This window comes from Lactobacillus sp. 3B(2020) (assembly GCF_013487845.1).
In the GTDB taxonomy this organism is placed as follows: Bacteria; Bacillota; Bacilli; order Lactobacillales; family Lactobacillaceae; genus Limosilactobacillus; species Limosilactobacillus alvi.
Genome location: NZ_CP047410.1, coordinates 1,480,723 through 1,507,502 on the forward strand (window position 1 = coordinate 1,480,723; position 26,780 = coordinate 1,507,502).

The window sequence follows — 26,780 nt, forward strand, 5'->3', positions numbered from 1 at the left end:
TATCGGGAAAACAGGATTCGAACCTGCGACCCCCTGGTCCCAAACCAGGTGCTCTACCAAGCTGAGCTATTTCCCGAAAAAATGCACCCAGCAGGAGTCGAACCTGCAACCTTCTGATTCGTAGTCAGACACTCTATCCAATTGCGCTATGGGTGCAAAGTAAATGCCGAGGACCGGGATCGAACCGGTACGGTCATCACTGACCGCAGGATTTTAAGTCCTGTGCGTCTGCCAATTCCGCCACCCCGGCATAATAATATAGTAGGATGGAATTGGCAAAGCGGAAGACGGGATTCGAACCCGCGACCCCCACCATGGCAAGGTGATGTTCTACCACTGAACTACTTCCGCAAAATAAATGCCGACTAGAGGATTCGAACCTCCGACCCCCTGTTTACAAGACAGGTGCTCTGCCAACTGAGCTAAGTCGGCATATGACTTTAGGAATCCTTCCTTTGTTGGCAATGAGCCGTGACGGGTTCGAACCGTCGACCCTCTGATTAAAAGTCAGATGCTCTACCGACTGAGCTAACGGCTCATGAGCTTTCCGGCTCAATGGAGGATACAGGGCTCGAACCTGTGACCCTCTGCTTGTAAGGCAGACGCTCTCCCAACTGAGCTAATCCTCCATTTGCGTGGCGACGCCCTATCCTCGCAGGGAGCGATCCCCCAACTACTTTCGGCGCGTTGAAGCTTAACTTCTGTGTTCGGCATGGGAACAGGTGTATCCTTCAAGCCATCATCACCACACTCTATCCTTTTCAGGACTGAAAGCTTGTGCTTTCAAAACTAAACAATATCTTTCCCCTTCAAGCAACCTTACCACCTTTTACCTTGGTTAAGTCCTCGACCGATTAGTAATGGTCCGCTCCATGCGTCACCGCACTTCCACTTCCATCCTATCTACCTCATCATCTCTGAGGAGTCTTACTTCCTTAACGGAATGGGAAATCTCATCTTGAGGCGAGTTTCACACTTAGATGCTTTCAGCGTTTATCTCATCCATACATAGCTACCCAGCGGTGCTCCTGGCGGAACAACTGGTACACCAGCGGTATGTCCATCCCGGTCCTCTCGTACTAAGGACAGGTCCTCTCAAATTTCCTACGCCCGCGACGGATAGGGACCGAACTGTCTCACGACGTTCTGAACCCAGCTCGCGTACCGCTTTAATGGGCGAACAGCCCAACCCTTGGGACCGACTACAGCCCCAGGATGCGATGAGCCGACATCGAGGTGCCAAACCTCCCCGTCGATGTGGACTCTTGGGGGAGATAAGCCTGTTATCCCCAGGGTAGCTTTTATCCGTTGAGCGATGGCCCTTCCATGCGGAACCACCGGATCACTAAGCCCGACTTTCGTCCCTGCTCGACCTGTCTGTCTCGCAGTCAAGCTCGCTTGTGCCTTTACACTCTGCGAATGATTTCCAACCATCCTGAGCGAACCTTTGGGCGCCTCCGTTACCTTTTGGGAGGCGACCGCCCCAGTCAAACTGCCCACCTGACACTGTCTCCCACCACGATGAGTGGTGCGGGTTAGAGTGGTCATAGTGCAAGGGTAGTATCCCACCAACGCCTCCACCGAAACTAGCGTCCCGGTTTCTATGGCTCCTACCTATCCTGTACAAGCAATACAAACACTCAATATCAAGCTACAGTAAAGCTCCATGGGGTCTTTCCGTCCTGTCGCGGGTAGCCTGCATCTTCACAGGCAATTCAATTTCACCGAGTCTCTCGTTGAGACAGTGCCCAGATCGTTACGCCTTTCGTGCGGGTCGGAACTTACCCGACAAGGAATTTCGCTACCTTAGGACCGTTATAGTTACGGCCGCCGTTTACTGGGGCTTCAATTCAGAGCTTCGCCGAAGCTAACCCTTCCTTTTAACCTTCCAGCACCGGGCAGGCGTCAGCCCCTATACTTCATCTTACGATTTTGCAGAAACCTGTGTTTTTGATAAACAGTCGCCTGGGCCTTTTCACTGCGGCTGGTCTTGCGACCAGCACCCCTTCTCCCGAAGTTACGGGGTCATTTTGCCGAGTTCCTTAACGAGAGTTCACTCGCTCACCTTAGGATTCTCTCCTCGACTACCTGTGTCGGTTTGCGGTACGGGTAGTTAGTTACTCACTAGAAGCTTTTCTCGGCAGCGTGACATCAACGACTTCGCTACTATAATTTCACTCCCCATCACAGCTTGTTAACCCGGATTAAAACATTTAACTCTAACCCTAACTTACTGCTTGGCCGGACACTTCCAATCGTCCGGATCGTTTAGCCTTCTGCGTCCCTCCATCATTCAAACGCAACTAACTAGTACAGGAATCTCAACCTGTTAGCCATCGACTACGCCTTTCGGCCTCGCCTTAGGTTCCGACTTACCCTGGGAGGACGAGCCTTCCCCAGGAAACCTTAGTCATTCGGTGGACAGGATTCTCACCTGTCTTTCGCTACTCATACCGGCATTCTCACTTCTAAGCGCTCCACTAGTCCTCACGGTCTAACTTCATCGCCCTTAGAACGCTCTCCTATCATTCAACCTAACGGTTGAATCCACAGTTTCGGTAATATGCTTAGCCCCGGTACATTTTCGGCGCAGGATCACTCGACTAGTGAGCTATTACGCACTCTTTAAATGATGGCTGCTTCTGAGCCAACATCCTAGTTGTCTATGCAACTCCACATCCTTTTCCACTTAGCATATATTTTGGGACCTTAACTGGTGATCTGGGCTGTTCCCCTTTCGACGGTGGATCTTATCACTCATCGTCTGACTCCCGGACATGAATCGATGGCATTCGGAGTTTATCTGAAGTTGGTAACCCATGACGGGCCCCGTGTTCAAACAGTGCTCTACCTCCAAGATTCTTAATTCCGAGGCTCCCCCTAAAGAGATTTCGGAGAGAACCAGCTATCTCCAAGTTCGTTTGGAATTTCACCGCTACCCACACCTCATCCCAGCCTTTTTCAACAGACACGGGTTCGGACCTCCAGTGCGTTTTACCGCACCTTCATCCTGGACATGGGTAGGTCACCTGGTTTCGGGTACATAACTACGTACTTCGTACGCCCATTTCAGACTCGCTTTCGCTACGGCTCCGGTTTTTCCACCTTAACCTTGCACGTAATCATGACTCGCCGGTTCATTCTGCAAGAGGCACGCCGTCACCCATTAACGGGCTCCGACAGCTTGTAGGCACATGGTTTCAGGAACTCTTTCACTCCCCTCCCGGGGTGCTTTTCACCTTTCCCTCACGGTACTGGTTCACTATCGGTCACTAGGGAGTATTTAGCCTTGCGAGATGGTCCTCGCGGATTCCGACGGGGTTTCACGTGTCCCGCCGTACTCAGGATCCTGAACTGAGGGGGTAAGGTTTCGTCTACTGGACTATCACCATCTCTGGTGCAGCTTCCCAACTGCTTCGACTACCTTGCCCCTTGGTAACTCAAACGTTCAGTCCTACAACCCCAACAAGCAAGCTCGTTGGTTTGGGCTCTTTCCGTTTCGCTCGCCGCTACTCAGGAAATCGATTTTTCTTTCTCTTCCTGCAGCTACTTAGATGTTTCAGTTCACTGCGTCTACCGCCTACTAGCTATGAATTCACTAGTCAAGCAACTAACGACTAAGTTAGTTAGGTTTCCCCATTCGGAAATCTCCGGATCAAAGTGTACTTACCACTCCCCGAAGCATATCGGTGTTAGTCCCGTCCTTCATCGGCTCCTAGTACCAAGGCATTCACCATGCGCCCTTTGTAACTTAACCTGATTGATCGTCGATCAATCGAGTTAATTGAGATAGCGATTATATTCGTTAAAAACTCAAATAACGCGGTGTTCTCGGTTTTCTTGATTATTTAGAAAAGATATTATTTAGTTTTCAAAGTACAAGCTTGAGAGGTAAACCCCTCAAAACTGAACAAAGTTTCAACGCTGTGTAGGTTTCCGATTAATTCCTTAGAAAGGAGGTGATCCAGCCGCAGGTTCTCCTACGGCTACCTTGTTACGACTTCACCCCAGTCATCTGCCCTGCCTTAGGCGGCTGGCTCCAAAAGGTTACCTCACCGACTTTGGGCATTGCAAACTCCCATGGTGTGACGGGCGGTGTGTACAAGGCCCGGGAACGTATTCACCGCGGCATGCTGATCCGCGATTACTAGCGATTCCGACTTCGTGCAGTCGAGTTGCAGACTGCAGTCCGAACTGAGAACGGTTTTAAGAGATTAGCTTGCCCTCGCGAGTTCGCAACTCGTTGTACCGTCCATTGTAGCACGTGTGTAGCCCAGGTCATAAGGGGCATGATGATCTGACGTCGTCCCCACCTTCCTCCGGTTTGTCACCGGCAGTCTCACTAGAGTGCCCAACTAAATGCTGGCAACTAGTAACAAGGGTTGCGCTCGTTGCGGGACTTAACCCAACATCTCACGACACGAGCTGACGACGACCATGCACCACCTGTCATTGCGTCCCCGAAGGGAACGCCCTATCTCTAGGGTTGGCGCAAGATGTCAAGACCTGGTAAGGTTCTTCGCGTAGCTTCGAATTAAACCACATGCTCCACCGCTTGTGCGGGCCCCCGTCAATTCCTTTGAGTTTCAACCTTGCGGTCGTACTCCCCAGGCGGAGTGCTTAATGCGTTAGCTGCGGCACTGAAGGGCGGAAACCCTCCAACACCTAGCACTCATCGTTTACGGCATGGACTACCAGGGTATCTAATCCTGTTCGCTACCCATGCTTTCGAGCCTCAGCGTCAGTTGCAGACCAGGCAGCCGCCTTCGCCACTGGTGTTCTTCCATATATCTACGCATTCCACCGCTACACATGGAGTTCCACTGCCCTCTTCTGCACTCAAGTCATCCAGTTTCCGATGCACTTCTTCGGTTAAGCCGAAGGCTTTCACATCAGACTTAGAAAACCGCCTGCGCTCGCTTTACGCCCAATAAATCCGGATAACGCTTGCCACCTACGTATTACCGCGGCTGCTGGCACGTAGTTAGCCGTGACTTTCTGGTTGAATACCGTCAATACTAGAACAGTTACTCTCTAGCATGTTCTTCTTCAACAACAGAGCTTTACGAGCCGAAACCCTTCTTCACTCACGCGGTGTTGCTCCATCAGGCTTGCGCCCATTGTGGAAGATTCCCTACTGCTGCCTCCCGTAGGAGTATGGACCGTGTCTCAGTTCCATTGTGGCCGATCAGTCTCTCAACTCGGCTACGCATCATTGCCTTGGTAAGCCATTACCTTACCAACAAGCTAATGCGCCGCAGGCCCATCCAGAAGTGATAGCCGAAACCATCTTTCAAACATTAACCAGGCGGTTAATGTTGTTATGCGGTATTAGCACTTGTTTCCAAATGTTGTCCCCCGCTTCTGGGCAGGTTGCCTACGTGTTACTCACCCGTCCGCCACTCGTTGGTAAACCAACGTCAATCAGATGCAAGCATCATCAATCAGTTGGGCCAACGCGTACGACTTGCATGTATTAGGCACACCGCCGGCGTTCATCCTGAGCCAGGATCAAACTCTCATATAAAACAAGAATTTGAGATAGCTCTCAAAAATAAATTAAGCGAATTGACTTCGCAAATGTTTTTGCCTCGATCATTAAGATCAAGGACCCTACACATTTGATTCGTCGAAACTTTATTCAGTTTTCAAAGGTCTACCGAATTGCTTGGAAAGTTAATTCCTAGCGCTTAGTTATTATATCATCTGGTTTAGAAGATGTCAAGAACTTTTTTTAAATCATTTTTTTGAAGCTCTTGATTACTAAGCTCATCAGCAACTCTTACATGTTATCAAACTATCAACTCTTTGTCAACCACTTTTTTAATTAACTTTTGTTGATCAGCAGTGAATTTAATTAACTGCCGTGACAACGATATCTAATATACCGGGTTCTTTAAGGAATGTCAAAGGTTTTCTGTAAATTTATTTAACTATTTCTTTTATCCTTACAATTATCGAATTAGTTGGCGAAAAAGTTTCGCATTAGCGGATCGTTATCGCTTTTTAGCTCTTGCTAGTTCGTCTTTTTGTTTTGATAAATCTAATCGTAAATAAACCTTTAAAGTCCTCACATCATCTTTCTTTTTATCCATAGGACTGATAGAATTTACCGGTAACATACTATATTGAATAAAAGGAGTACTCATGTCGACACTGATTGATTTTATTCTCCACATTGATGTGCACATTGTTCAAATTGTTAATGCCTTTGGTGATTGGAGCTATTTGATCTTATTCTTGGTTATCTTTATTGAAACCGGGGCAGTAATTATGCCGTTTTTACCTGGTGACTCTCTCCTCTTTGCCGCGAGTGCGCTGGCTGCTGATCCTCGTTATGGCTTAAACATCTGGATCTTTGCAGTCGTCTTCTTGATCGCTTGCCTTAGTGGTGACTCACTAAACTTCTTGATTGGACATCGAATTGGTCGTTCTTTATCAAGCCACTCGTGGTTTGGGCGATTAATTGATAAGAAAAGTCTCGAAAGAGCTGAGCAATTCTTTGAAAAACATGGCGCCCCAGCAATCATTCTGGCGCGCTTTATGCCGATCATCCGGACCTTTGCTCCATTCGCAGCGGCTGGGTCTGGATTCCCGTACTACAAATTTTGCCGTTTTAGTATCATTGGATGCATCTCTTGGGTGCTCCTTTGTTGTGGCGGGGGGTATTTCTTTGGTAACTTACCTTTCGTCCAAAAGCACTTCTCATTAATCATCCTTGCAATTATCGTTGTTACCTTGATTCCGGCAATTGTTGGCGGGATCAAGGCGCGGTTTGGCAAGGAGACTAACTAACCACCGATTAATTAGCGATTGAGTAAGCTTAACTAAACCTAAGTTGATTAATACCCAACAAATCAAATACCGTAAAAAGAAACCTGTTGTTAGGAGCCGGATGATCGGCTCTTTTTTTGTTGTAAAAATCCAATCTTGGTTATGGAAAATCACTCGATGAAAAGTGATGAACCAATTATCAAAGTTCATTACCCCAAAGATCAAACCGGCCATCCAAAGCCAAAGTAAAAACTGCAAGCCTGGAACTAAGCGCCATAGTTGGTAATTTACCTTTAACCACTTCAAGGTCCAAGCAAACACGATCCCCGCAATTAGCGTAATCACTCCGCCCCACCAAATAAGTCCGCGGACTTCAGCGAAATGTCGCTGACCAGCAACTGCTAAGGGGAGCCATTTAAAGGTTAGCCATGGTTGCCAACTAGCAAAATAATGAATGATCCGCCAGTACTCCTGAAATTCTTGATAATAAGTAAGGCCGTAGAAATGACTTGAATAAGATAAAAGAACCGGCGAAAGTAGCAAGGTTAGCAAAAAAGCGACGCCTAACATTGTCAGTCCGCCGCTAATAACTGCTAATCCGCTAATACTAATTGCCTTAATTGACTTGCCACTCATCTAAAGTCCTCACAGTATAGGTTGGTTGTTGAGTTTGCTTTTCAACTTGTTCAGGAGTAGAAACCCCTGTGTACACTAGGAGCGTATCAATTTGACTCCGGATACCCGCTAAAATATCGGTGCGATAGTTATCCCCTACCATCACTACTTGATTTCGTTTGAGGCCACTCCGCTTAAGCGCTAATTCCATAATCAAAGTTTCTGGTTTCCCAATCATAATTGGTTTAACACCACCAACCGTGGTGGCATATTCCACCAGTTTAATTAAAGAACCCGCTCCAGGTGTTAACCCTTTTTCATTTGGTAAGTTACTGTCGGCATTAGTTCCGACAAAGGTTGCTCCCGCTAAAATATCGAGGACCGCCGTTTCTAATTTTTGGTAAGTAACTTGAGTATCCAAGCCAACTACAACATATGATGGCTTCGTCGGGGTTAAGGTAAAATCAGCCGCTTGAATTGCAATTTTCAAACCCTCTTCGCCAACGACATAAGCGGTTTTCGGACGCTCCTTAATGTTAGCCTTTAAATAATCGGCCGTTGCCAAGGCCGTGGTATAAACCTCTTCTGGATAGGCTTCAATCCCGTGGTTAGTTTGTAAATTCCTTGCTACTTCAGCCGGAGTCCTCGTGCTATTATTCGTCAAGAACATGATTTGCTTCCCAGCTTTACGTAACCGTTGAATAAAGCCGGGGGCTGCCGGAATCTTCTGCTTTCCCTTATACATGGTGCCATCAAGATCGATAAAATAACCTTGATAATTTGTCTTCATATTTGATAACTCCTAATTACATTTTTTGACTGCGGTGACCACTCTTAAGGCGACGAACCCGGGGATGGTGATTATTGCGCGAGTTAAAGCGCCGTTCATTAATGTTTGCTCCCCGGCGCTTACTTAAGTACCGCGGAATTTGGACATCTTGATTTTGGACAATAAAATAAGCACAACCAAAGTTACATGCTTCAAAAAGATAATCCTCAATCGTTTCAACACCCCGTTCTGGTGTATACAAGCGATTTTGAGGATCATAAAACCCCCGCAATCGTAATTGATCAAAACCCCAGTCACCAACAATATAATCATACTTGCTCAAAACCGTACTAAAACGATCCGCCATCGCATCCGCTTGGAAAGCGGCTTTGTGATTGACTAAGAGTTCATACGGATGATGGTTTAAGGTAAAATGCGTTTCATCTTGCCGTTCAATCATAAATACACCCGCTCGTTCATCTCGACGGCGTTCACTATATTCGGCAAACTTAGTCCGATTCATTAGCCTTGTCCTCCCTGCTTCGCTAACCAAGCTGTTTTAGCCGCAATCATTGTCTCGACTTCTTTAAATGACAGCGGGGTACCAAATGGTGGCTTTTGCGGCAAAAATGCTAATTCAGGAGCATCAACCCCGACATTTAAATTTGTCTTGTACGGAAGTTGGTAATGATGGATATGCCCGTGTAAATTAACAATCTGCGGCGCGATTCCAAGCAGCATTGGATAATGTGTCATATAGAATTGTCGGTGGTCATACTTAATTAGCTTGCCGACATCATGAAATTCAAACTTTGGTTGGCCACTCACATCGTAGTTATGAGCTGCCAGATACTTAAAGAGACTCCGCCGATCATGATTGCCCTTAATTAAAACCAATCGTCCATTTAGCGACTGTAAGAGGGTAAAGATCGCTGAATTAACCTCCTTATCTGACCGGGTGATGTCAACTGCCAGATCACCAAGGTGATAAATCGTATCAGTTTCCTTGATCCGCTCGTTCCAATGATCAATAATTGCCTGATCCATCGCCTGAACAGTTTCAAATGGTCGCGGAGCAAAATCATCAATCCCCAACATATTCGCATCTAAAAAGTGCGTATCTGAAATTACATATTGCATTTAAATTTCGCCCCCCGTATGTATTGAGAAAGCTAGCCACTTTCTCATTTATGCCGGCTTAGGTAACTAGTTTATGTAACAACAAAGAGGCTGAGTTAATTTCCAGCCTCTCGATTAATTGATCTTGGTTTATTAAGCCTTCCGCAAACGTTCGATATCCCGAACAATCATTAATTCTTCGTCAGTTGGAATTAACAAAGTCTTAACCGTTGCGTCAGCCGTTGAAATATCGCGTTCAACACCCCGGACATTGTTCTTTTCTGGATCAACCCCGAGACCAAAGCCTTGCAATTGATCAGTAACAGCTTGCCGGAATTCAATGTCGTTTTCCCCGACCCCAGCGGTAAAGACAATGGCATCCGTGTGACCTAATTCGGCCATGTAAGAACCAATGTAGCGAACAATCCGGTTCTCAAAGATGTCCAAAGCTAATTGAGCTTGGTCGTTTCCCTTTTCGGCAGCGGCTTGAACATCCCGCATATCACTAGAAATACCGGATAAACCGAGCAACCCGGACTTGTGGTTTAACATATCAACCATTTCATCGCTAGAAATGTTGAGCTTGTGCTCCAAGAAGTTAACTAAGGATGGATCAACATCCCCTGAACGAGTTGCCATGGTAATCCCGGCTAACGGCGTAAAGCCCATGGAAGTATCATAAGACTTCCCCTTCTTGATGGCCGTGATTGAAGCGCCGGCCCCGATGTGGCACGTAATCAAATTGAGTTGATCTAATGGCTTACCCAACATGTCAGCGGCCCGCATTGCAACATAACGGTGACTTGTCCCGTGAGCCCCGTACTTCCGGGCACCATACTTTTCATACCAGTCGTATGGCAAACTGTACAAGGCGTTCATCTTTGGCATAGTCGTGTGGAAGGAAGTGTCAAAGACCGCGATTGCAAAGGCATCAGGAAGAACCTCCTTGAAGGCCTTAATTCCCATTAATTCTGCTGGGTTGTGTAATGGTGCATATTCAGATAATTCGTCAATCTTTGCCATCACATCATCATCGATCACTGCAGAATCCTTGAAGAATTCGCCCCCAGCAACAACCCGGTGACCAACCGCTGTAATTTCATTGTATTCCTTAACGATCCCAAGGTTGGTTAATTGCTTCAAAAGGTATTCAACAGCAACCCCATGGTCCTTAAATGGAGTTTCTTCATCGTGAACTTGGCCATCGCCGTACTTAATCTTGGCGTGACCCATCTCAAGCCCGATCCGTTCGATTAGCCCTTCAGCGACAACCTTTTCGCTTGGCATATCAAATAACTTAAACTTAACTGTTGAACTACCGGCATTAACCGCAATTGACTTTGACATATTAACTCTCCTTTGATTTACCGTGCTAAGTTACTTACCATCCATTGGTCAACTTCAGCCATAAAGCGCTTGAAGCCTACTTGATCTTTGAAAGATGGGAAAGTCCCTAATAACACTTTTCCTGCCTGATGACTATCAGCTCCGTGGCGTTGCAATAACAAAATTGACTTTTCGGCCGCTGGGTTAGCGAATAACTCATGAGGCAAATTAATCAATCCTTGTAAATAAGCAACCGACTGAATCCACTCCACAAAACCTTTAGTTTCCTTCGTCTTAAACAAATCACTTGGAATTAAGAACAGTCCAAATCCACCCGGTTGTAAGTAATTCGTTGCCTGTTCAATCAACAAGTGGTGAACACAAGAATGGCCTTCTTTGGCCCGGGTTTTATAATTGGTCGTATTATCATCCAAGGGATAATAACCAACAGGTAAGTCACTAACCACGAGGTTGACTAAGGGAACATCTAAAGCTTGAACGGCATCTTGGTGGTAAAGTTGCACCTTTTGCTTTTGTAATTCACCACTCACACTAGCTACTGCCAAGAGTGAATCATCATTATCAATTCCATACCCTTGCAAGGTTTGTTGTTCATCCCTTTGCAATTGGTTCATTACCGTATAAAGTAAGTTTCCGGTCCCGACGGTTAAGTCAAGAATTGACTTTGGTAAATGGTGTTGTGCCAGGCGCTCAACTAAGGCCGCCATGAGTAAGCCAATCGTATCGGGCGTCATTTGATGATTTGCTTGGATCATGTCCTTGCGGATCACTTTAAGCAACGACAATTGGAGTAATTTCCGGATTGTTTCGCGATCGGCATGCTCGAGATCAAGTTTTTGATACTGAGCTGCTATCTTCTCGGTCGTGGCTTTATCCGGAATGCCATCTTCAATCCGAACTTTTCCACCATCAACCAAGTTTTCCGCATTTTCAAGAAAAGCATCCAAATACGAGCTCTTCAAGGCAGCTTGTAAGAGGGTCGTTGCTTCATCAAACGGCTCAAATAATTGTTCTGGAGTTTGTTGTACCAGTCTGGGTCGCTCCCTTCTGCATGTTTTTGCAACATCCCTAGTTTACTGATTTTTGTCCTTAAATTCAAGCGCTTTAAATTAGGATTTAAGCTTAATTATTCGTCCCTCCTGCCGGTTTTGCTTGATTTGCTTGTGCCTTGTTAAGATTTTGCCGAGTTTGGTGTTGATATTCATGCACTAGTTGCTGGTTAATCTCTCTTTGCCGAGCCAAATATGTCAAATTGAAAAGAGTTACACTCGTGACTGACGTTAGGATTAGAATCACCATCAGTAGTGCATTGGCGCGGTGCTTTAAGCTGAACAATTGCTTCGTGCCTCCTGTGATCATTTGTAGTAACCGTTAAATAGATTTCGTGGTCATTCAACTTCCGCCACTGGAAACTATCGTGTTGCACGTGAAACACTAAGGGAAGATAACCACCATCGACGCCGCGTAAAGCCAAGGGCGCTTGGCTATCTTTTTCGCGTTGCAGATAAAATCTTCGGCCCGCTTTATCAACGAAATGCACCCGATAGGTTGAAATCATCCCCAATTCAAAATCATAGCGGTCACTTTCCAACAGATTGATTGCCTGGTACCAAGTTGTTTCTGATCCCAGGCTAAGATTAGTTTGTCGGTTTAAAAGGTTAACGGCTAATTGAATTAAAAGGACCGTAACCGCTAAAACTCCGAGTCCTAAAATAGCATCTGCCAAGGTAAAAGCTGGTCGTTGCTTCATGGCCTAACCTCCAAAATTACTTTTGCCCCTTGTTTGACTTGCACACCGGCTTTAGTTCCCAGCGCAGTATAACCAGCTCGGGTGAGGATTACTTGGTTTTGACCGTCCCTAATTTCTTGACTAGCCTCTTTGGCAAGGCGATTAACAATTACCGCTTGCTCCATCTGGTAACGTTGGGTTTTAAGGGCCTGAACATTAACGGCTAAAAAGGCGAGGGCAACACTAATGATTCCTAAGGCTAATAATTGGTTAGCGGCCATCATCCCCGGTTGCCTTAATCGTTGCCGGTGGCAGATGGACCAATTTAAAGGCTCCCCCCATTTGAATCCGCATCTCATAGCGTTCCTCCGTTCGTCGGTCATAGAATGTAATCGTTCCTGGACTGGTTATCCCATCTTGGGTAATCTGCCAATCCTTTTCACCTTCATTGCCAATTCCCATGCGTAGCGAATGGGGTAATTTTAGGTTTGTATAAGCTTGACCATTGTTTTTGGTCTGAAAACTCACTACCTGCCTTGTTGGAATAAACTGAACAAATACCCGATGGTCAATTGCTCTTGCATAAGTCAAAGAACCATTCCACTCCTGCTCTAACCGCTTAAAAAACCGTTGTTGTTCCCAGTGTTCATAAGAGCGAACCATCTTGGGCGTCGTCAGCAAAAGCGTTAAGGCCAGGATCCCTAAAACTAATATCATTTCCGCTAGGGTAAAGGCCGACCGTCTCATTCTCTAACCGCCTTACCACCTTGAATTTTGATGTTTTCTTTCTGCGCTTTTTTAACTTGGGCTTCAGTTAAATAATCGTTCGTCTGTAAATCATCAAAACCGGTGACGTCCTTTCCCGTATTGTTTTCATAGAGATCAATTTGCGTTTGAACGACATTTACCATTGCATCTTGATGAACATGGTTAGCGTGCTTCCGCTAACTCGCTAAGTTTGGCAAAATAATCAAAACTAAGAGGGCAATAATAAACAAGACAATTGACATTTCGATCAAAGTAAATCCAGATCGCTTCTTCAATATTTTTTTCATTTTACTTCACCACCGTAATTGATTGATAAATTGGTAATAAAAGACTTAAATACATGCCTAAAATTCCTAGGGCAACGATTAAAAACAAAATTGGCTGCAACATCACAATCAAGCTCTCCGTTTGCCGTTGTAGGCGTTCAAACTGTAAGCGGGCAAACAGGGAAAATTCCTCACCGAGACGTTCATTCGTTAGCCCTCGCCCAATAAAGGAAATTAGTTCATTGGGCAAACATGGTTGATGTTTAACGAAGATATTTAAATCTGCCCCGCTTTGTCCTTGGTGAGCTAACTGATGCCCCAACTGATATAACAGTGAGGCTGGGTCAAATTCACTAAATAAGGCACAAATTTCTTTTAGGGAAAGCCCACGGCGTACTAAAATTGCCAAGTTACTCGTGAGATAGTAACCAAAATATAGTCGGACTAGGCGCCCGATAATGGGCAAACGACAAAGATAATTTACCTGGGCCAGTCGCGGTTGCTTTCGCCAGGTTAGGTAACGTAAGAGCCCGAGCGTTAAGCCGGCCCCACTTGCGCCTAACAAAGCGGCTTTTAAACTCGTAACCCAACCTGGTAACTGCCAAGTTTGCCAGTCATTTAACTCTGGGTAGACATATAAACGCATTACCACTCCCAAGCCAACTAGCATTCCAAAGAGTAAGAGCGGATACTGGGCCAGTGCCCGCAACTGTTGCCGTTCCTTTTCCCGCAGTGCTAAATACTTACTCATTTCACCTAATGCAACAGTTAGTTCGCCATGATGTTCAGCTAACTGTAACTGATAATAAAGATCTGCGGTTAGCCACGGGCGCATTGCATCGGCAAAATTCATCCCCCGTTCCAGTTGTTTTTCAACGTATGCAATCACCGGCTCCTGTTTAGGCATCATGGTTATCGTAAACTCTAAGGTTTGACGAATTGAAAAACCGACTTGTAACATGTCCACCATCAAACCAAACCACTGGGCTAGATGCACCCGTTTAACCTTAACCCGCCGAATATTGCGTGGCAGTTTTGGCACTAATGGTTCCCTGCTTTTGCGCCGTTTGAAGCGTAGTTTGCCATTCATCTGACATCCCCCCTTGATGGTTCTTTTCCAATCGACTAATCAAATCAGTCCCGCTCAAAAGATCAAACAAGACGGCTTGTTGACCATCTGCTAACGGAAGCAACCGTTGATAACAAATCGTATTTAAGGTTTGTTCAAGATAATGATCCGCAACCCCCAACTCTTTTAACCGACTCACCACCCCCCAAGCAGAACGCGCATGAACAGTCGCTAAGACTAAGTGCCCACTTAAAGCGGCCCGGACTGCAATTTGGGCGGTTTCCGGATCCCGGATTTCCCCAATAATAAAGATATCTGGCCGGTGCCGTAAGCCAACTCGTAATAGGTCTTGGTACCCCATTTGGGCGAGTTCATTAACCTGTAGTTGGATGAAGCCCGGCTCATCAATTTCAACTGGATCTTCAATGGTCATAATAACGTGTTGATCTTTTAGTTGCCGAGCTAAGCGGTACATCGTTGTTGTCTTCCCTGAACCCATCGGTCCGGAAAACAACATCAACCCCCGTTGGAGGCAGGCTTGACTAAGCTTTTCCCATTGATCAGGTAACATCAGCTGATATTGGTCAGTTAAGCGGTAAATAAAGCGAATGACTAAGGATTCACGACCCCGGTAATCACCAACCGTTGACAAACGAAAATCAATCGGTGCTTGGCCCGGAACTGGCCATCGGAGGGCTCCCGTTTGTGGTCGCCGATGTTCACTAACCGCCATATCAGCTTGATATTTTAAATACGAAATCAACTGTTGCCCCGCTGCCAATGAATATTGGGCAGCCAACTCCAATTTACCCGCCTTTAAAAGGCATAACTGATATTCCCTATCCCGCGGTAACAAATACAAATCCGAAACCCGCTCACCAATCGCAGCGGTCAAGGTTTTGGTAAAATTTCGTTCTAAGTCCAAAAAAATTCCCCCTTTACTTATATAGATACGTAAAGGGGGGGTGAAAATTTTTATTTATTTAAAAATATTTTAAACGTTAATTTAACAAGGATTATCAGATTCCTAATCTAAAATAATTAATAGACATTAAATTTAAATATGTTCATTAAACCTAGCTAGATCCAAAAACATCCCCCTCCTTTAGCCTAAAATTTACCATCACTAACTCAACTACGCTTTTGGCCAACGCTCAATCACAATTTCAATCGCATGCTCATCATTTGCTTGTGGTTGGGCCGCAATTCTTTTCGCTAAATAGTCACTCGCGGGGCTAGGTAAGTTTAATTACAACTCATTTCTCCACTCTGCACTGATTAGACAACTGCAAACGAACGGTTCATCCCTCATAGGGTTACTTAAAATAAAAAAGAGGCTAAGCTAAAAGCTTAACCTCTTTCACCACTAGTCCGGACTTGCCCAACTAACGTTATCATTCAATTATTCTTCGATGTATGCGGCTTCGTATACGTCAGCCACGTCATCGTTGTTTTCAAGTTCATCAATCAAGTGTTGGTATTGGCCAACCTTGTCAGCAGGAACCTTAGTCTTGTTTTCCGGAATCATGGTTACTTCAGCAGTATCAAGTTCGTAACCCTTTTCTTGTAGGGCGTCCCGGACGGATGGCATTGCACTTGGATCAGTGAAGATTTGGAACTTGTCATCTGAAGCCTTCATATCATCAGCCCCAGCGTCCAAAGCATCCATCAAGACTTCATCTTCATCCTTGTCCAAACCGTCACGGAGGATTTCAATTAACCCCATCCGATTGAACATGTAGGAAACTGAACCGTTAGCCCCCAGGGAGCCCCCAGAGTGGGTGAAGGCCGACCGAATCGCAGCTGCCGTCCGGTTCTTGTTGTCAGTAAGGCAGAAGACCATTACCGCAACCCCACCTGGACCGTAACCTTCGTAAGTAATTTCTTCGAAGTTGGCACCACCAGCACCAGTCGCCTTGTCGATGGCCCGTTGGATGTTTTGCTTAGGCATGTTAGCTGCCCGCGCCTTTTCCATCACCAGCCGAAGTTGAGGATTGTTGTCGGGATCCGGGTCACCTGCTTTAGCGGCTTGGTACAAGTCACGTGAAATCTTTTGGAAAATCTTACCACGCTTAGCATCTTGGGCGTTTTTCCGCCCTTGGATGTTATGCCATTTTGAATGTCCTGACATTACTAACTCCTCTTTTCTTTTTAATTGATAACAAACATTTGAATTCTAACAGTTTCCACCGTTAATTTCAACCCTCAGACGAGCTTTCCTCCTTATGATCGCTGGCGCCGGCGAAAGATGAAGTTTAAAACCAGGAAGCTAAGGCCGATTATCACCGCAATTAAGGCAATCAATTGGCCGGTATGCGTCACTGTATTGGTGGTAGCGGTAAGGATGCTATTGGCAATCGCATTACTAAAGTTTAGTGTTTTAAGATAGCCGTTAACCCCTGCCACCAAGATGAACATTAAAATACCACTTAGCAGGCTTACCACACTGAGATATCGCCTTAAGGAGTGATTTTTCAATTCTCGGATTGCTAATAACCCTAACCATAATCCAGTAAAAATCATGATCGCCCAGTCAACAAACTTTGCCACTTGAAGCCCTTGCTCAAAGTTTTGCAATTGACTCGTATTCAATTGATTGTTAATCGCCGTATTAACAGTTCCGGCAACGCCATTCGTTAACTGACTCGGAATTTGGACCCCATAAACCGAAAGACTGGAATTAGCTTCGTTACTAACTCGCTCCGTAATTGAGGACAAGTCAAGGGATAACTTCTGATTTCCATACACCTCAGTAACTAGCTGATGCAAAATTGATTTCGTATCACTCGTCGTCACTAAATCTGATAGGCCATACTGAGTTAAGCCACTATTCAATTCACTTTGGACCGTTGATAAAACCGTCGTATTCGTAAGGGTTGCTTCGGCCTTCGATTCGTTTAAAACCGTCTGGTGTGCCCACAACCCAACCATGAAGAAAAGGGCGACCAAGATCGCCACCAGGTATCTCCAAAGATGCCAAGGATGTTTTTCAACCGTTGCCGTTGTCTTTGGAGGCGTATTAGCTTCTCGTTGCCGCCTTAATTCTTCTCGGGTTAATTGTGTTTCTGCCATCTTGCTTAACGCGTGGTTTGCCGTTCGACAAAGCCATGGTTGAGGATCACACTTGAGCCTTCGATCTTCGTTGGTTGATCGCTTTCTTCTTGATCCCCATTCATCAACTTAGTCAATAACCGCATGGAAACCGCTCCAAGGTCATAAAGCGGTTGGGTAATCGAGGTTAACATCGGCCGCGTGACCTCCGCCAACTTAGTATCATTCCCAGTAATGATTTGGAATTCAGCTGGTACCTTAACGCCTAAATCCGTCAAACCATTCAATAAGCCAGCCGCAATCCCATCATCACTAGCGAAGATGGCATCAACGCCAGCATCCTTGACCTTTTCTGCCAGGGCATAACCTTCACTATAAGAATCATGACCTTCAAAAATTAAGCTTTCATCCAAGCTTTGCCCAGCGGCTTCCAAAGCGGCTTGATATCCAGGAATCCGGAAGTCCTTGTTAACCGTAGTTTCCTTGGAGCCAATTGCCAACGCCGTCTTTTTGGCGCCGTGTTCTAAGAGGTAAGTCGTGGCTTCTTGAGTAGCCTTCCGATAGTCAATCCGCACCGTTGGTAATTCAGGATCATTAGTCATTGAGCCTGCGACAACCACTGGAATCGTGGAATTTTCAAATTCCGTTTGTAAGTCCGGGGTAATGTCATGTCCCATGAAAATAATCCCATCAACTTGCTTGGCCATCATACTCCGTACCACTTGCAAGGCTTTGCCATCATCAGCGTCGGAATTAGTTAAAATCATATTGTACTTGTACATCGAAGCAATATCGTCGATCCCAAGGGCTAGCCGCGCAAAATAATCATTGGTAATTGAAGGAATAACAACCCCGACCGTCGTGGTCTTCTTACTTGCCAAGCCACGAGCAACCGCATTGGGCCGGTAGTTCAATTCCTTAATTACTTCGAGGACCTTTTTCCGGGTTTCGGGTTTAACGTTTGGGTTCCCATTAACGACCCGGGAAACCGTCGCCATTGAAACCCGTGCTTCCCGTGCAACTGTGTAAATAGTTACTGATTGTTTCTTCATCACTAAATACTCCCCTTCCTGCTAAGTCTGGTATGTTTTCACATATGTTTTCATTGGCACTCAACAATATAGCAAAGTTCACATGAAAGCGCAAATCATTCACCCGATCGTGATATAATTGTTACCAAATGTTCATTGTTTTTTAATCAAACTAGCTAGGAGGCCTTTTTAAATGGACAAATTAAGCCAATTGCGTAAATTAATTAGTCAACTAGGGCTCGATGTCGCTTACATTAGTGACCCCATGACCATTAAATACTTAACTGGGTTTTACAGTGACCCAGTTGAACGGGTGTTAGCCCTCCTGGTCTTTCCGGACCAAGACCCATTCTTGTTCGCTCCCGCCCTTGAAGTTGAAGCCATCAAGGAGACCGGTTGGACAAACCCAGTTTATGGTTACCTAGACCACGAACATCCTTATGAAATGATTGCCCAACAAGTTAAAAAGCGGGTTCCCAACCCGACTAAGTGGGGAGCAGAGCTTGGTTTCTTAACCGTGGCCCGCTTACGTGCTTTGCAAGATAACTTCCCAAAGGCAAAATTTGAAACTGACTTAACCCCAGTCATTGAAAAGATGCGTCTCATCAAATCACCAGATGAGATTGCGAAGCTAAACGAAGCGGGAAAATGGGCTGACTTTGCCTTCGAAGTTGGTTTCAAGGCTGCTCACCCTGGCGTTAAGGAACAAGCGGTCGCGGCCGAACTCGAATACGCCTTAAAGCAAAAAGGAATTATGCAAATGAGTTTCGACACCCTCGTTCAAACTGGGGCGCACGCTGCGGAACCGCATGGTGCCACTTCTGACCGCGTAATCCAAGACCATGACATGGTTCTCTTTGACCTTGGGACCGTCTTTGATGGCTACATTAGTGACGCTTCCCGGACGATTGCCATTGGCGACATTTCTGATCGGCAACGGGAAATCTTTGATGTTTGCCTAGAAGCCCAATTAACCGCGCAAGCAGCTGCTAAACCTGGAATAACTGCCGCCGAACTAGATAAAATCGCGCGGGATATCATTACCAAGGCTGGCTACGGTGAATACTTTATCCACCGGCTTGGCCACGGGATGGGGATGAGTGAACACGAATTTCCTTCAATCATGGAAGGCAATGACCTCGTCCTTGAACCCGGCATGTGTTTCTCCATTGAACCAGGGATTTACATTCCTGGCTTTGCCGGCGTGAGAATCGAAGACTGTGTTCACATCACTGAAGATGGGTGTGAACCATTTACCCACACTTCGAAAGAGTTTATGGCAGTCAAGTAAGTAACCTGATGAATTGTCACAGTCGGTTGGGCAGCTATCTCTACCTAAACCGTAGTTGCTGAGTAACCTTCGGAGATAAAAGAGAGGCTGAGAAGAAAATCGTGTTTCTTCTCAGCCTCTCTTTAGCTTTGGTAGCTTAAATATTTACTTTTCCGCCTATTTTTCACTACTTAATGATGCATCTTCGTTATCAGCTGAAGCATCCCCAGCTTCTGCATTAGTTTCTTCAGCCGTCGCCGTTTGATCAATTACAATGTCATCAGCTTTTTCGGCTTCCTTAGCGGCCTTTAATTCATCGCGCAGATCAGCGGTCTTTTCGTCGAACCCCTTTGGCATAACGGCCTTAGCCAACTTTTCAGATTGAGCTTGGGCTTGTTCTTTAACCGCCATGAAGCGACCACCAAACCGGTCGGAGTAATCCGCAATCAAACCATCAGTAATATCTAAAACTTCTAAAACGTAATCAGTGGTTACATCTAAAGCGTTGTCGACATACTTTCGGGTTTGCGCCTTAACCGCAGCTTTCTTTTCACTATTCATGAAGTGCCAACCGGTGGCCGCTGCCGCTCCACCAAGTACTAAGGTCGTTAATAAACGTTTTGCCATTTTACTTCTCCTTCTTTCGGTTCTTCAAACGATTAAATAAACTAACCGCTACTGCTTCACCTAATTTGGTAGTCCATTTGTTGCGACGAGCCCACCGTTGAGCAAGGTGGTCCATGAAATCCCGTGAAGCATCGTTTAAGTCACTAACACTTTGGCCAACTTCACCGACCGCAACGAAAGCCGGGTCAACTTTATCAGCTTTATCGTTAATATCTTCCAATAATTCGTTTGTGTTTTTCAAGATGCCATCAGCTTGGTGGCTCAGCTCAGTGGCTTCTTTGGTTAAGTCTGCAAGGTTAGCAGTTGCTTGCTGAATTGCCTTAACGACTTGGACCAAGAACCAAACCAACGCGATTACCAAGACTACTAAGGCTACGGCCGCAATCATTCCTGCTAATTGTCCAACTGTCATCATTGATGCCCCCTTTGATTTTAATTTAGCATAGCATGGAACCACTTTCGTCGCAATTAGATTTGCATTCTTTCCTTGCTTTCGCTACATTTATAGTTGTTTAAAAAAATTTCCTTTAAAGGAGTAATCAAAATGGCAGCGGCGATGACCCCGCAGGTAAAAAACCAAATCAAAGAAATTAGTTCCTCCCTCGCAAAATTACGGTGGCAAAACCTGGTTAGCAATTTTATTGATAAATTGGCCAGTTTAATCTTAGCGACCATCATTTTCTTTTTAATCTTATGGATTGGAAAAATCATCATTAATTCGCTGTTTAAACAAACTAAACGGATTGAAATCTTGGGAGGTAATCGGCGCGCCGCCACCTTCCACATGTTGACGCTAAATATTTTTCGTTATACTTGCTACCTCTTCTATCTCTACGCAGTACTTTCGATGATCGGCGTACCAGTAGGAACCTTGATTGCCGGTGCGGGGATCTTCTCCATCGCCTTAGGGCTTGGGGCACAAGGGTTTGTTTCCGATATGGTTAATGGGCTCTTCCTCTTACTAGAACAACAGCTTGACGTTGGCGATGTCGTCGAAATTGGCCAAATCAAAGGTACGATCACTGCTCTAGGCTTACGGACAACCAAGATTTTAAGTGCTGACGGGACCTTAAATTTCATCCCCAACCGGAATATCACGACGGTTAAAAACTATTCTCGCCACCAATTAACCCAGACCATTGATCTCCCATTGGCCCCAGCGGCCCCCCTTGATCAAGTCAACCAAATCATCAGCCAAGAAATTACTAACCATCTTGCAAGGAAAGAATGGCAAGGGGCAAGCGCTACAATCCTTGGACCAGTAACCGTGAAGGGCCAACTTTTCTATCAGCTGAGTGTCAAAGCTAATACCGCCGTAGTGGCTACGTTAGCGAGCGAACTTTTAAATGACACCCTAAAGGCTCTCAATACGGCGGGAATTGCCTTTGCCCCAACTTTTAATCAGCCAAGCACCAATTAGGAAGTGAAAAAATGACCGTTAAAATGATTGTTACCGACATGGATGGAACCTTTTTGAATGATCAACATTCCTATAATCACCATCTCTTCAAAAAAGTCCTCCGACAAATGCAAAAATACGATGTCAAATTTGTCTTAGCCTCAGGGTCATCCTTTCCCCGGCTTGCCCGGGAGTTTAAGGGGTTTGAAGAGCAACTCGACTTCATCTCCCAAAACGGGTCGGTCATTCATGAAGGTACTCATTTAGCTGACTACACCCCAATCGATCCGCAGGATATTAATTACATTCTCCATGAAGTCACCAAAGCTTTCCCCGCTGAACACATTAGTGAGTTAATCGTTGCCGGAATTGATACTGCCTATGTTGACCAAAGTATGAGTCCCGCTAGCCTGGCGGAAACCAAAATCTTTTACGAAAACGTCACAGTGGTCAATGATCTAACCAAGGTCACGCAACTTTTTCCTAATGAGCATTTTATCAAGATTGCGATTTGTTTTGCCCCCGAAGTTTCACCAACCCAATTCAAACGAATCTTGGACGGCATCTTACCTGATAATCTCTTAATGGAAGTTTCCGGTTTTAACACCGAACTAATTGGTCAAGCCGGCGCTACCAAAGCTAATGCCCTGATCAAACTACTTGACCGGGATGGGATTAATCCTGAACACGTAGTCACCTTTGGCGATAACGAAAATGATCTAGGAATGTTAACCATGACCCGGCAAAGTTATGCCATGAAAAACGCGGCCCCACTGATCCAAATGCAAGCAGCGAACATCACTGATTTTGATAACAACCACGACGGCGTGTTAAAACAAATTAACCAATTGCTGAAAGAAATGCGATAGGTTGCGATTTTGAATAAATAAGACCCGACAGATCCACAAATCTGCGCAATTACTTTTTTAATTGCACCAGATCTCGATCGGTCGGGTCTTTGATTTTACTTATTTTTAGGGATGGTTTTAGCTAATTGATCCTTAGCTGCTTGCTTAGGATTGATACTCATTTTTTTACTATTTAAAAAAAGAATATTCAAATATTATATTTAGACTTTTTTTAAAAGCTAGATTGTGCTACTTTGAACGTAGTAAATTATTTGGAGCAAATTAATATGAGTATCGTTAACGTTTTCAAAATTAAAGCGCACCGTTTTTGGGATAGTATTAATGTCATCCGGGCTAGTATCTTAGGAGCTAACGACGGGATTATTTCGATTTCAGGAATTGTTCTCGGAGCAACCGGGGCTAACCTTAACAGCAAGGCCCTTTTCATCAGTGGCCTCATGGGGACTATCTCCGGGGCTTGTTCAATGGCTGGTGGGGAATGGATTTCAGTCAGTGCTCAACGCGACATCCAACTCAAAACGATGGAAAGCCATCCCCAAACCCTCAAGCAATCCGACCTGTTAATGCCAATCCATGCCGCAATCAGCTCCTTTTTATCCTTTTTCGTTGGCGCATTGATTCCCCTTTTAGCCATGACTTTGGCTGACCGATCCTTGCGGGTAATTACCACTTTAGGCGCGATGTTACTAGCATTGGCCTTGAATGCCACAATTAGTACGTATCAAGCAAACGTGTCAACTCCCCGGATGGTCATCCGGAACCTGGTGGTCGGTTTGGTAACCACGCTGATTGCCTACTTACTCGGCGCTTCAATTTAACAATTCAGCCATTTTTGAAACCGGTTACTAAGGCAAGCCGGCTAAAGGGTGATCAGATGGTAACCCCAACGATCTGATTTTGAAAAAATACCGCAATTCCGATCAATCCTGGCGTGATCAGCGGGCCTGCGGTGGTAAATAAGGGAAAGTATTAACTCACCAAATGTAAATTTCCCATCACTAACGGTTAGTTTTTAGCTACCCAAAAAGCGAGGGCAGGAAGAAGCACAAGTTTCTTCTTGCCCTCGCTCTTTTTCCAACCTTACAAGGACTGATGACTTAACTTATTTTCTCATTTAACCAACCTTATAGTTGTTCGATCGTTAACATCTGATTGATCTTAAACTGCTTAATAATCCCCTTTGCCGCAAAGGTGGTCCAAATTTGCCGCATTGGCCGCCCAGCTTCAACGACTTGAGCTTGCGTATACCCCATCGCAACCGGCAATCCTTCCGCTTGACCAAGGCCAAAAAGCGGTGCCAGGTCCGCAATATGCATTGCTCCCAACGTCTTTTGATCGTCCAACCAGGAGAAGGCATAATGATAGACCGTTCCCCCCGCTTGGGCATACTGCTGGGCAAACTCAAGGCTTGGATCAATAAAGATTGCGTGGCTCATCTTCTTGATGAAGCGTTCGGTAATCCTTTTCGTTAAGCGTTTTTCATGGAGCCCCGCTAATTTTTCGCTAGTGCCAAGCACGATGGCGGCTTCTCTGGTCGTCGCCCCAATTAATAGTTTGTGATCCGCGGCCACTTCTTTTAAACGAGTGGGGATCTCATTTTCGTTTGGTAATGGGTAAACCCCATAGTGTGGCGCAAAAATCAGAAACTTGTCCAAGCCCTTTTCAGTAATATTGTCCTGAATTTCAAGTTGAATCTTTAATAATTCGCTAGTTGGGGCATCAATTGGATACTGATTGATTAGCTCTAAGACCTGAGCGTCTAACTTTTCCCGGTTTTTCATCGAACCAATCGGGTCACTTTGCATAATTGCCCGGTGATAGAGATTAGCCGTCCCGCTCGCCAAAATGATTCCCCGCACCATATCAGCCCCGGCAGATTGTCCAAAGATCGTAACGTTATCGGGATCACCCCCAAAGGCCGCGATATTTTCCTGGAGCCACTTTAAGCTAGTAATGGCGTCGAGCAAACCATTGTTGGCATAGTTCCCTTCCCGATCGCGCGAGAAACCAAGAATTCCTAACCGATAGTTAACACCCACCACGATCACGCCATTTTCCTTAACTAGGAGTTTTCGATCATAGCTTGGCCCGTCAGCCCCACCATTCCGGTATGACCCTCCATGGAACCAAACCATCACAGGAAGTTTTTCATCAATTTGTTGATTTAGGGGCCGGGTAATGGAAAGATACTGGTCGTTTTCAACTTGCGGAAAATCTTCGTACCGGGTTCCTTGGAGGTCGTATTCGGCTACCGAATGGGCTTGAATCCCAAAGGGAGCGTTGGCCATCATGAGGTGATTTCCAGATCCATAATGATAAAGGGCTGGTCGATCATAGCGAACGGAATCAGCATAGCGAATTCCTTTAATTTGAATTGTTCCTTCGTCTTCATACCCAACAAAGGTCCCGGCAGGGGCTTTAAAAGTTAAATCTTTCCGCATTCTTTTTCCTCCTAGCTCATTAAGTAACGTTTCACTAAATCATCGATCGTTAAGGTCGCATGGCCTAAGATTTCACTTAGGGTATGGTCGTCGGTATTTAGGGCGCCTGAGGCTGTAACCTTTTCCAACTGATCCATGACCGCTAAGTCATGTTTAGGAAAACCCGCTTGCTTCATCATTTGATGACTTTGCGCTAAGGTAATTGGTTGGTACGTAACTGGCGCCTTCCGGTAGGTTTGGGCAAGCTGGGCCAAATCCTTAAAGGTAAAGGCTTGATCTCCGGCTAATTCTAAGGTTTGACCGTAGTATTCAGGATGGGTAAGAACAATCGCTGCCGCCTCAGCAATATCAAAGCGACTCACCCCCGCGATCTTAGCGTCGCCGGCTGAAGAAACTAATTGACCAGTTTGTATGGCCTGCATAACATTACTAAGATACATTTCCAAATAGGCATTGTCCCGTAAAAAAACGTGCGGAATGCCCAGGGCTTCGATCTCTTCTTCGGCCGCTCTCATAATTGGCGCGAGTGGCAAATTACTTTCTTTGGCCCGAAAAATACTGGTAAAGACTAAAACTTCCAGGTTTGCCTTAGCAGCCGCTTCGATTACTAAATCATGTTGATGCACGGGGGTATCATTTTGCGAAACGGAGATCATCATGAAGTGGGTAATTCCCTTTAAGCCAGCTTCTAATGTTGCTGGCTGGTCGTAATCAAACGGAATTACCTTAATTCCCTGTGCTTCAAGATCCCTTGCCCGATTGGTGTGCCGCGCACCGGCGACAATTTGTTCCTTTGAAACGCCACGCTCTAAAAGGTTCCGAATAATTAGATGACCTAAGTGACCGCTTGCTCCACTCACTAAAATCTTCATTATGCTTCCTCCTTTAAATGAATATTCATTCTTTTTAACTGAAAATAAAAAGCAGGTTAAGATTCCGCTCGTAATATGGCTCGTTGAACCATTTGAATTAATTCTTCCAATTGGGCCGCGTTGCCTTCGCTCGCTGGAGTTTGGGTAGCAACCGCGCGTAAGGGATAGAAAATTAAATCAAGCATGGTACCAAGGTGATAATCTCGGAGCTTCTGGTCCGCTTTCATCTGTGCCAAAATCTTTTCCACCGCAAACCCCGTTTTGGCTTCTGGGAGTTGACTCATTAACGGCGGAAAATTGGCAAACTGATCTAAAAATAAATACGTTGCCGGATACGCCTTGATGTATTCATAATAAGCCGTCATCAACTGGCGAAGTTCGGTCGACCCCGTTTCAGTTTGATCAACGCGCTCGGTCAAATAGTCATTGACCTTTTGAGAATACTCCCGGTACAACTGCTTTAACATTTCATCCTTATTGGGATAGTAAATATAAACCGTTGCCGGAGAAACCCCCGCCCGCTTGGCTAGCTTCGCGATGCTCCAACCTAAAAGGCCTTCTTGACTCGTCAAATCTAAGACCGCCTGCTTAATCTTATCAACCTTAGTCTGATCACGTGTCCGCAAATCATCACCTCCTAATGCTTCTAATAATAAATGATCATTCACTTTTAGTCAATAAAAATTGACTGCGAATGGGGCTTTTTCCATCCACAGTCGCAATGCTTTTCCGTTTATTCAGGTCACCGCAAAGGGTGGCTCCCG

At 45.5% G+C, this 26,780-nt stretch carries 24 protein-coding genes, 7 tRNA genes, 3 rRNA genes and 1 pseudogene; 5 read left to right on the forward strand and 30 right to left on the reverse strand.

Going from position 1 to position 26,780, the window contains the following annotated elements; translation table 11 throughout:
• Positions 1-2 precede the first annotated feature (2 nt).
• The 10 genes from GTO83_RS07435 to GTO83_RS07480 form a co-directional block, all read right to left on the reverse strand.
• Positions 3-76: transfer RNA gene (locus GTO83_RS07435), tRNA-Pro, on the reverse strand.
• 6 nt (positions 77-82) lie between these two features.
• A tRNA-Arg gene (locus GTO83_RS07440) sits at positions 83-156 on the reverse strand.
• An 8-nt stretch (positions 157-164) separates the two neighbouring features.
• Positions 165-250: transfer RNA gene (locus GTO83_RS07445), tRNA-Leu, on the reverse strand.
• 29 nt (positions 251-279) lie between these two features.
• Positions 280-351: transfer RNA gene (locus GTO83_RS07450), tRNA-Gly, on the reverse strand.
• Between the two features lie 8 nt (positions 352-359).
• A tRNA-Thr gene (locus tag GTO83_RS07455) sits at positions 360-432 on the reverse strand.
• Positions 433-465: 33 nt separating this feature from the next.
• Positions 466-538 (reverse strand) — tRNA-Lys (locus GTO83_RS07460).
• An 18-nt stretch (positions 539-556) separates the two neighbouring features.
• Positions 557-629 (reverse strand) — tRNA-Val (locus GTO83_RS07465).
• A gap of 4 nt (positions 630-633) precedes the next feature.
• A 5S ribosomal RNA gene (rrf, locus tag GTO83_RS07470) occupies positions 634-750 on the reverse strand.
• 84 nt (positions 751-834) lie between these two features.
• Positions 835-3,757 (reverse strand): 23S ribosomal RNA (locus GTO83_RS07475).
• A 195-nt stretch (positions 3,758-3,952) separates the two neighbouring features.
• Positions 3,953-5,527, reverse strand: a 16S ribosomal RNA gene (locus GTO83_RS07480).
• The 16S, 23S and 5S rRNA genes sit together here with 7 tRNA genes alongside, the layout of an rRNA operon.
• A 620-nt stretch (positions 5,528-6,147) precedes the next feature.
• Here GTO83_RS07480 and GTO83_RS07485 point away from each other — a divergent pair.
• Positions 6,148-6,795 carry a VTT domain-containing protein gene (locus GTO83_RS07485; protein ID WP_180870119.1) on the forward strand — a complete coding sequence of 216 codons (648 nt, stop codon included), beginning with the start codon at positions 6,148-6,150 and terminating at the stop codon, positions 6,793-6,795.
• Here GTO83_RS07485 and GTO83_RS07490 read toward each other — a convergent pair.
• From GTO83_RS07490 to ccpA, 15 genes and pseudogenes are all read right to left on the reverse strand, one after another.
• Entirely contained in the window at positions 6,709-7,410 is a 702-nt protein-coding gene (locus GTO83_RS07490) for a DUF1461 domain-containing protein (protein WP_180870120.1), read from the reverse strand. The two genes, GTO83_RS07485 and GTO83_RS07490, sit on opposite strands and share 87 nt — an antisense overlap.
• Positions 7,391-8,179 (reverse strand): TIGR01457 family HAD-type hydrolase, encoded by a 789-nt coding sequence (locus GTO83_RS07495; RefSeq protein WP_180870122.1) that lies wholly within the window; start codon positions 8,177-8,179, stop codon positions 7,391-7,393. Before GTO83_RS07495 ends, GTO83_RS07490 begins: the two co-directional genes overlap by 20 nt.
• A gap of 16 nt (positions 8,180-8,195) precedes the next feature.
• On the reverse strand, positions 8,196-8,681 hold the full coding sequence (locus GTO83_RS07500; RefSeq protein ID WP_180870123.1) for a YutD family protein: 486 nt from the start codon (positions 8,679-8,681) through the stop codon (positions 8,196-8,198).
• Positions 8,681-9,298 (reverse strand): metallophosphoesterase, encoded by a 618-nt coding sequence (locus GTO83_RS07505; RefSeq protein WP_180870125.1) that lies wholly within the window; start codon positions 9,296-9,298, stop codon positions 8,681-8,683. Before GTO83_RS07505 ends, GTO83_RS07500 begins: the two co-directional genes overlap by 1 nt.
• Before the next feature lie 132 nt (positions 9,299-9,430).
• Complete coding sequence (locus GTO83_RS07510; RefSeq protein WP_180870127.1) at positions 9,431-10,624, reverse strand: acetate/propionate family kinase; 1,194 nt, start codon at positions 10,622-10,624, stop codon at positions 9,431-9,433.
• Between the two features lie 17 nt (positions 10,625-10,641).
• A complete protein-coding gene (locus GTO83_RS07515) occupies positions 10,642-11,655 on the reverse strand; it encodes a class I SAM-dependent methyltransferase (protein ID WP_370524350.1) in 1,014 nt (337 codons plus the stop codon).
• Between the two features lie 188 nt (positions 11,656-11,843).
• Positions 11,844-12,374 carry a hypothetical protein gene (locus tag GTO83_RS07520; RefSeq protein ID WP_180870128.1) on the reverse strand — a complete coding sequence of 177 codons (531 nt, stop codon included), beginning with the start codon at positions 12,372-12,374 and terminating at the stop codon, positions 11,844-11,846.
• Positions 12,371-12,637 carry a hypothetical protein gene (locus tag GTO83_RS07525; RefSeq protein ID WP_180870130.1) on the reverse strand — a complete coding sequence of 89 codons (267 nt, stop codon included), beginning with the start codon at positions 12,635-12,637 and terminating at the stop codon, positions 12,371-12,373. The genes GTO83_RS07520 and GTO83_RS07525 overlap by 4 nt, the downstream gene beginning before the upstream one ends.
• Positions 12,624-13,100, reverse strand: coding sequence for a hypothetical protein (locus GTO83_RS07530; protein ID WP_180870132.1), 477 nt, complete (start codon positions 13,098-13,100; stop codon positions 12,624-12,626). The genes GTO83_RS07525 and GTO83_RS07530 overlap by 14 nt, the downstream gene beginning before the upstream one ends.
• A pseudogene (gene comGC, locus GTO83_RS07535) lies at positions 13,097-13,408 on the reverse strand (competence type IV pilus major pilin ComGC). The gene GTO83_RS07530 and the pseudogene comGC overlap by 4 nt, the downstream one beginning before the upstream one ends.
• A gap of 1 nt (position 13,409) precedes the next feature.
• A complete protein-coding gene (locus GTO83_RS07540) occupies positions 13,410-14,429 on the reverse strand; it encodes a type II secretion system F family protein (RefSeq protein ID WP_180870133.1) in 1,020 nt (339 codons plus the stop codon).
• Complete coding sequence (gene comGA, locus GTO83_RS07545) at positions 14,395-15,381, reverse strand: competence type IV pilus ATPase ComGA (protein ID WP_255463112.1); 987 nt, start codon at positions 15,379-15,381, stop codon at positions 14,395-14,397. Before comGA ends, GTO83_RS07540 begins: the two co-directional genes overlap by 35 nt.
• A gap of 477 nt (positions 15,382-15,858) precedes the next feature.
• Complete coding sequence (locus GTO83_RS07550) at positions 15,859-16,587, reverse strand: YebC/PmpR family DNA-binding transcriptional regulator (RefSeq protein WP_180870135.1); 729 nt, start codon at positions 16,585-16,587, stop codon at positions 15,859-15,861.
• A 92-nt stretch (positions 16,588-16,679) separates the two neighbouring features.
• Positions 16,680-17,528: a hypothetical protein gene (locus GTO83_RS07555; protein ID WP_180870137.1), complete on the reverse strand. Its 849-nt coding sequence runs from the start codon at positions 17,526-17,528 to the stop codon at positions 16,680-16,682.
• Positions 17,529-17,533: 5 nt separating this feature from the next.
• Positions 17,534-18,559 carry a catabolite control protein A gene (gene ccpA / locus GTO83_RS07560; protein ID WP_180870138.1) on the reverse strand — a complete coding sequence of 342 codons (1,026 nt, stop codon included), beginning with the start codon at positions 18,557-18,559 and terminating at the stop codon, positions 17,534-17,536.
• Positions 18,560-18,731: 172 nt separating this feature from the next.
• Here ccpA and GTO83_RS07565 point away from each other — a divergent pair, with 172 nt between their 5' ends.
• Positions 18,732-19,829, forward strand: coding sequence for a Xaa-Pro peptidase family protein (locus GTO83_RS07565; RefSeq protein WP_180870140.1), 1,098 nt, complete (start codon positions 18,732-18,734; stop codon positions 19,827-19,829).
• A gap of 156 nt (positions 19,830-19,985) precedes the next feature.
• On the opposite strand, the gene GTO83_RS07570 is transcribed toward GTO83_RS07565, so the two are convergent.
• The gene (locus tag GTO83_RS07570) at positions 19,986-20,435 is read right to left on the reverse strand and encodes a hypothetical protein (protein ID WP_180870142.1); all 450 of its coding nucleotides are present in this window, start codon (positions 20,433-20,435) and stop codon (positions 19,986-19,988) included.
• A 1-nt stretch (position 20,436) separates the two neighbouring features.
• Complete coding sequence (locus GTO83_RS07575; protein ID WP_180872160.1) at positions 20,437-20,847, reverse strand: DUF948 domain-containing protein; 411 nt, start codon at positions 20,845-20,847, stop codon at positions 20,437-20,439.
• A gap of 132 nt (positions 20,848-20,979) precedes the next feature.
• On the opposite strand from GTO83_RS07575, the gene GTO83_RS07580 reads away from it, so the two are divergent.
• The 3 genes from GTO83_RS07580 (at position 20,980) to GTO83_RS07590 (ending at position 23,521) form a co-directional block, all read left to right on the forward strand.
• Entirely contained in the window at positions 20,980-21,855 is an 876-nt protein-coding gene (locus GTO83_RS07580; protein ID WP_305066880.1) for a mechanosensitive ion channel family protein, read from the forward strand.
• A gap of 11 nt (positions 21,856-21,866) precedes the next feature.
• Complete coding sequence (locus GTO83_RS07585) at positions 21,867-22,703, forward strand: HAD-IIB family hydrolase (protein ID WP_180870143.1); 837 nt, start codon at positions 21,867-21,869, stop codon at positions 22,701-22,703.
• 266 nt (positions 22,704-22,969) lie between these two features.
• Positions 22,970-23,521, forward strand: coding sequence for a VIT1/CCC1 transporter family protein (locus tag GTO83_RS07590; RefSeq protein ID WP_180870145.1), 552 nt, complete (start codon positions 22,970-22,972; stop codon positions 23,519-23,521).
• Positions 23,522-23,827: 306 nt separating this feature from the next.
• On the opposite strand, the gene GTO83_RS07595 is transcribed toward GTO83_RS07590, so the two are convergent.
• From GTO83_RS07595 to GTO83_RS07605, 3 genes are read right to left on the reverse strand one after another with little or no spacing between them, the layout of a single operon-like run.
• Positions 23,828-25,144, reverse strand: coding sequence for a carboxylesterase family protein (locus GTO83_RS07595; RefSeq protein ID WP_180870147.1), 1,317 nt, complete (start codon positions 25,142-25,144; stop codon positions 23,828-23,830).
• A gap of 11 nt (positions 25,145-25,155) precedes the next feature.
• Entirely contained in the window at positions 25,156-26,016 is an 861-nt protein-coding gene (locus GTO83_RS07600) for an NmrA family NAD(P)-binding protein (RefSeq protein WP_180870148.1), read from the reverse strand.
• 56 nt (positions 26,017-26,072) lie between these two features.
• Positions 26,073-26,642 (reverse strand): TetR/AcrR family transcriptional regulator, encoded by a 570-nt coding sequence (locus GTO83_RS07605; RefSeq protein ID WP_180870150.1) that lies wholly within the window; start codon positions 26,640-26,642, stop codon positions 26,073-26,075.
• Positions 26,643-26,780 lie beyond the last annotated feature (138 nt).

Excerpts from the sequence above, each read along its gene's own strand:
- GTO83_RS07520 (WP_180870128.1), bottom strand. The coding sequence starts at position 12,374 with ATGAAGCAACGACCAGCTTTTACCTTGGCAGATGCTATTTTAGGACTC.
- GTO83_RS07525 (WP_180870130.1), bottom strand. The coding sequence starts at position 12,637 with ATGATGGCCGCTAACCAATTATTAGCCTTAGGAATCATTAGTGTTGCC.
- GTO83_RS07490 (WP_180870120.1), bottom strand. The coding sequence starts at position 7,410 with ATGAGTGGCAAGTCAATTAAGGCAATTAGTATTAGCGGATTAGCAGTT.
- GTO83_RS07510 (WP_180870127.1), bottom strand. The coding sequence starts at position 10,624 with ATGTCAAAGTCAATTGCGGTTAATGCCGGTAGTTCAACAGTTAAGTTT.
- GTO83_RS07565 (WP_180870140.1), top strand. The coding sequence starts at position 18,732 with ATGGACAAATTAAGCCAATTGCGTAAATTAATTAGTCAACTAGGGCTC.
- ccpA (WP_180870138.1), bottom strand. The coding sequence starts at position 18,559 with ATGAAGAAACAATCAGTAACTATTTACACAGTTGCACGGGAAGCACGG.
- GTO83_RS07600 (WP_180870148.1), bottom strand. The coding sequence starts at position 26,016 with ATGAAGATTTTAGTGAGTGGAGCAAGCGGTCACTTAGGTCATCTAATT.
- GTO83_RS07580 (WP_305066880.1), top strand. The coding sequence starts at position 20,980 with ATGGCAGCGGCGATGACCCCGCAGGTAAAAAACCAAATCAAAGAAATT.
- GTO83_RS07500 (WP_180870123.1), bottom strand. The coding sequence starts at position 8,681 with ATGAATCGGACTAAGTTTGCCGAATATAGTGAACGCCGTCGAGATGAA.
- GTO83_RS07555 (WP_180870137.1), bottom strand. The coding sequence starts at position 17,528 with ATGGCAGAAACACAATTAACCCGAGAAGAATTAAGGCGGCAACGAGAA.
- GTO83_RS07550 (WP_180870135.1), bottom strand. The coding sequence starts at position 16,587 with ATGTCAGGACATTCAAAATGGCATAACATCCAAGGGCGGAAAAACGCC.
- GTO83_RS07575 (WP_180872160.1), bottom strand. The coding sequence starts at position 20,847 with ATGACAGTTGGACAATTAGCAGGAATGATTGCGGCCGTAGCCTTAGTA.
- GTO83_RS07505 (WP_180870125.1), bottom strand. The coding sequence starts at position 9,298 with ATGCAATATGTAATTTCAGATACGCACTTTTTAGATGCGAATATGTTG.
- GTO83_RS07595 (WP_180870147.1), bottom strand. The coding sequence starts at position 25,144 with ATGCGGAAAGATTTAACTTTTAAAGCCCCTGCCGGGACCTTTGTTGGG.
- GTO83_RS07590 (WP_180870145.1), top strand. The coding sequence starts at position 22,970 with ATGAGTATCGTTAACGTTTTCAAAATTAAAGCGCACCGTTTTTGGGAT.
- GTO83_RS07570 (WP_180870142.1), bottom strand. The coding sequence starts at position 20,435 with ATGGCAAAACGTTTATTAACGACCTTAGTACTTGGTGGAGCGGCAGCG.
- GTO83_RS07485 (WP_180870119.1), top strand. The coding sequence starts at position 6,148 with ATGTCGACACTGATTGATTTTATTCTCCACATTGATGTGCACATTGTT.
- GTO83_RS07530 (WP_180870132.1), bottom strand. The coding sequence starts at position 13,100 with ATGAGACGGTCGGCCTTTACCCTAGCGGAAATGATATTAGTTTTAGGG.
- GTO83_RS07585 (WP_180870143.1), top strand. The coding sequence starts at position 21,867 with ATGACCGTTAAAATGATTGTTACCGACATGGATGGAACCTTTTTGAAT.
- GTO83_RS07495 (WP_180870122.1), bottom strand. The coding sequence starts at position 8,179 with ATGAAGACAAATTATCAAGGTTATTTTATCGATCTTGATGGCACCATG.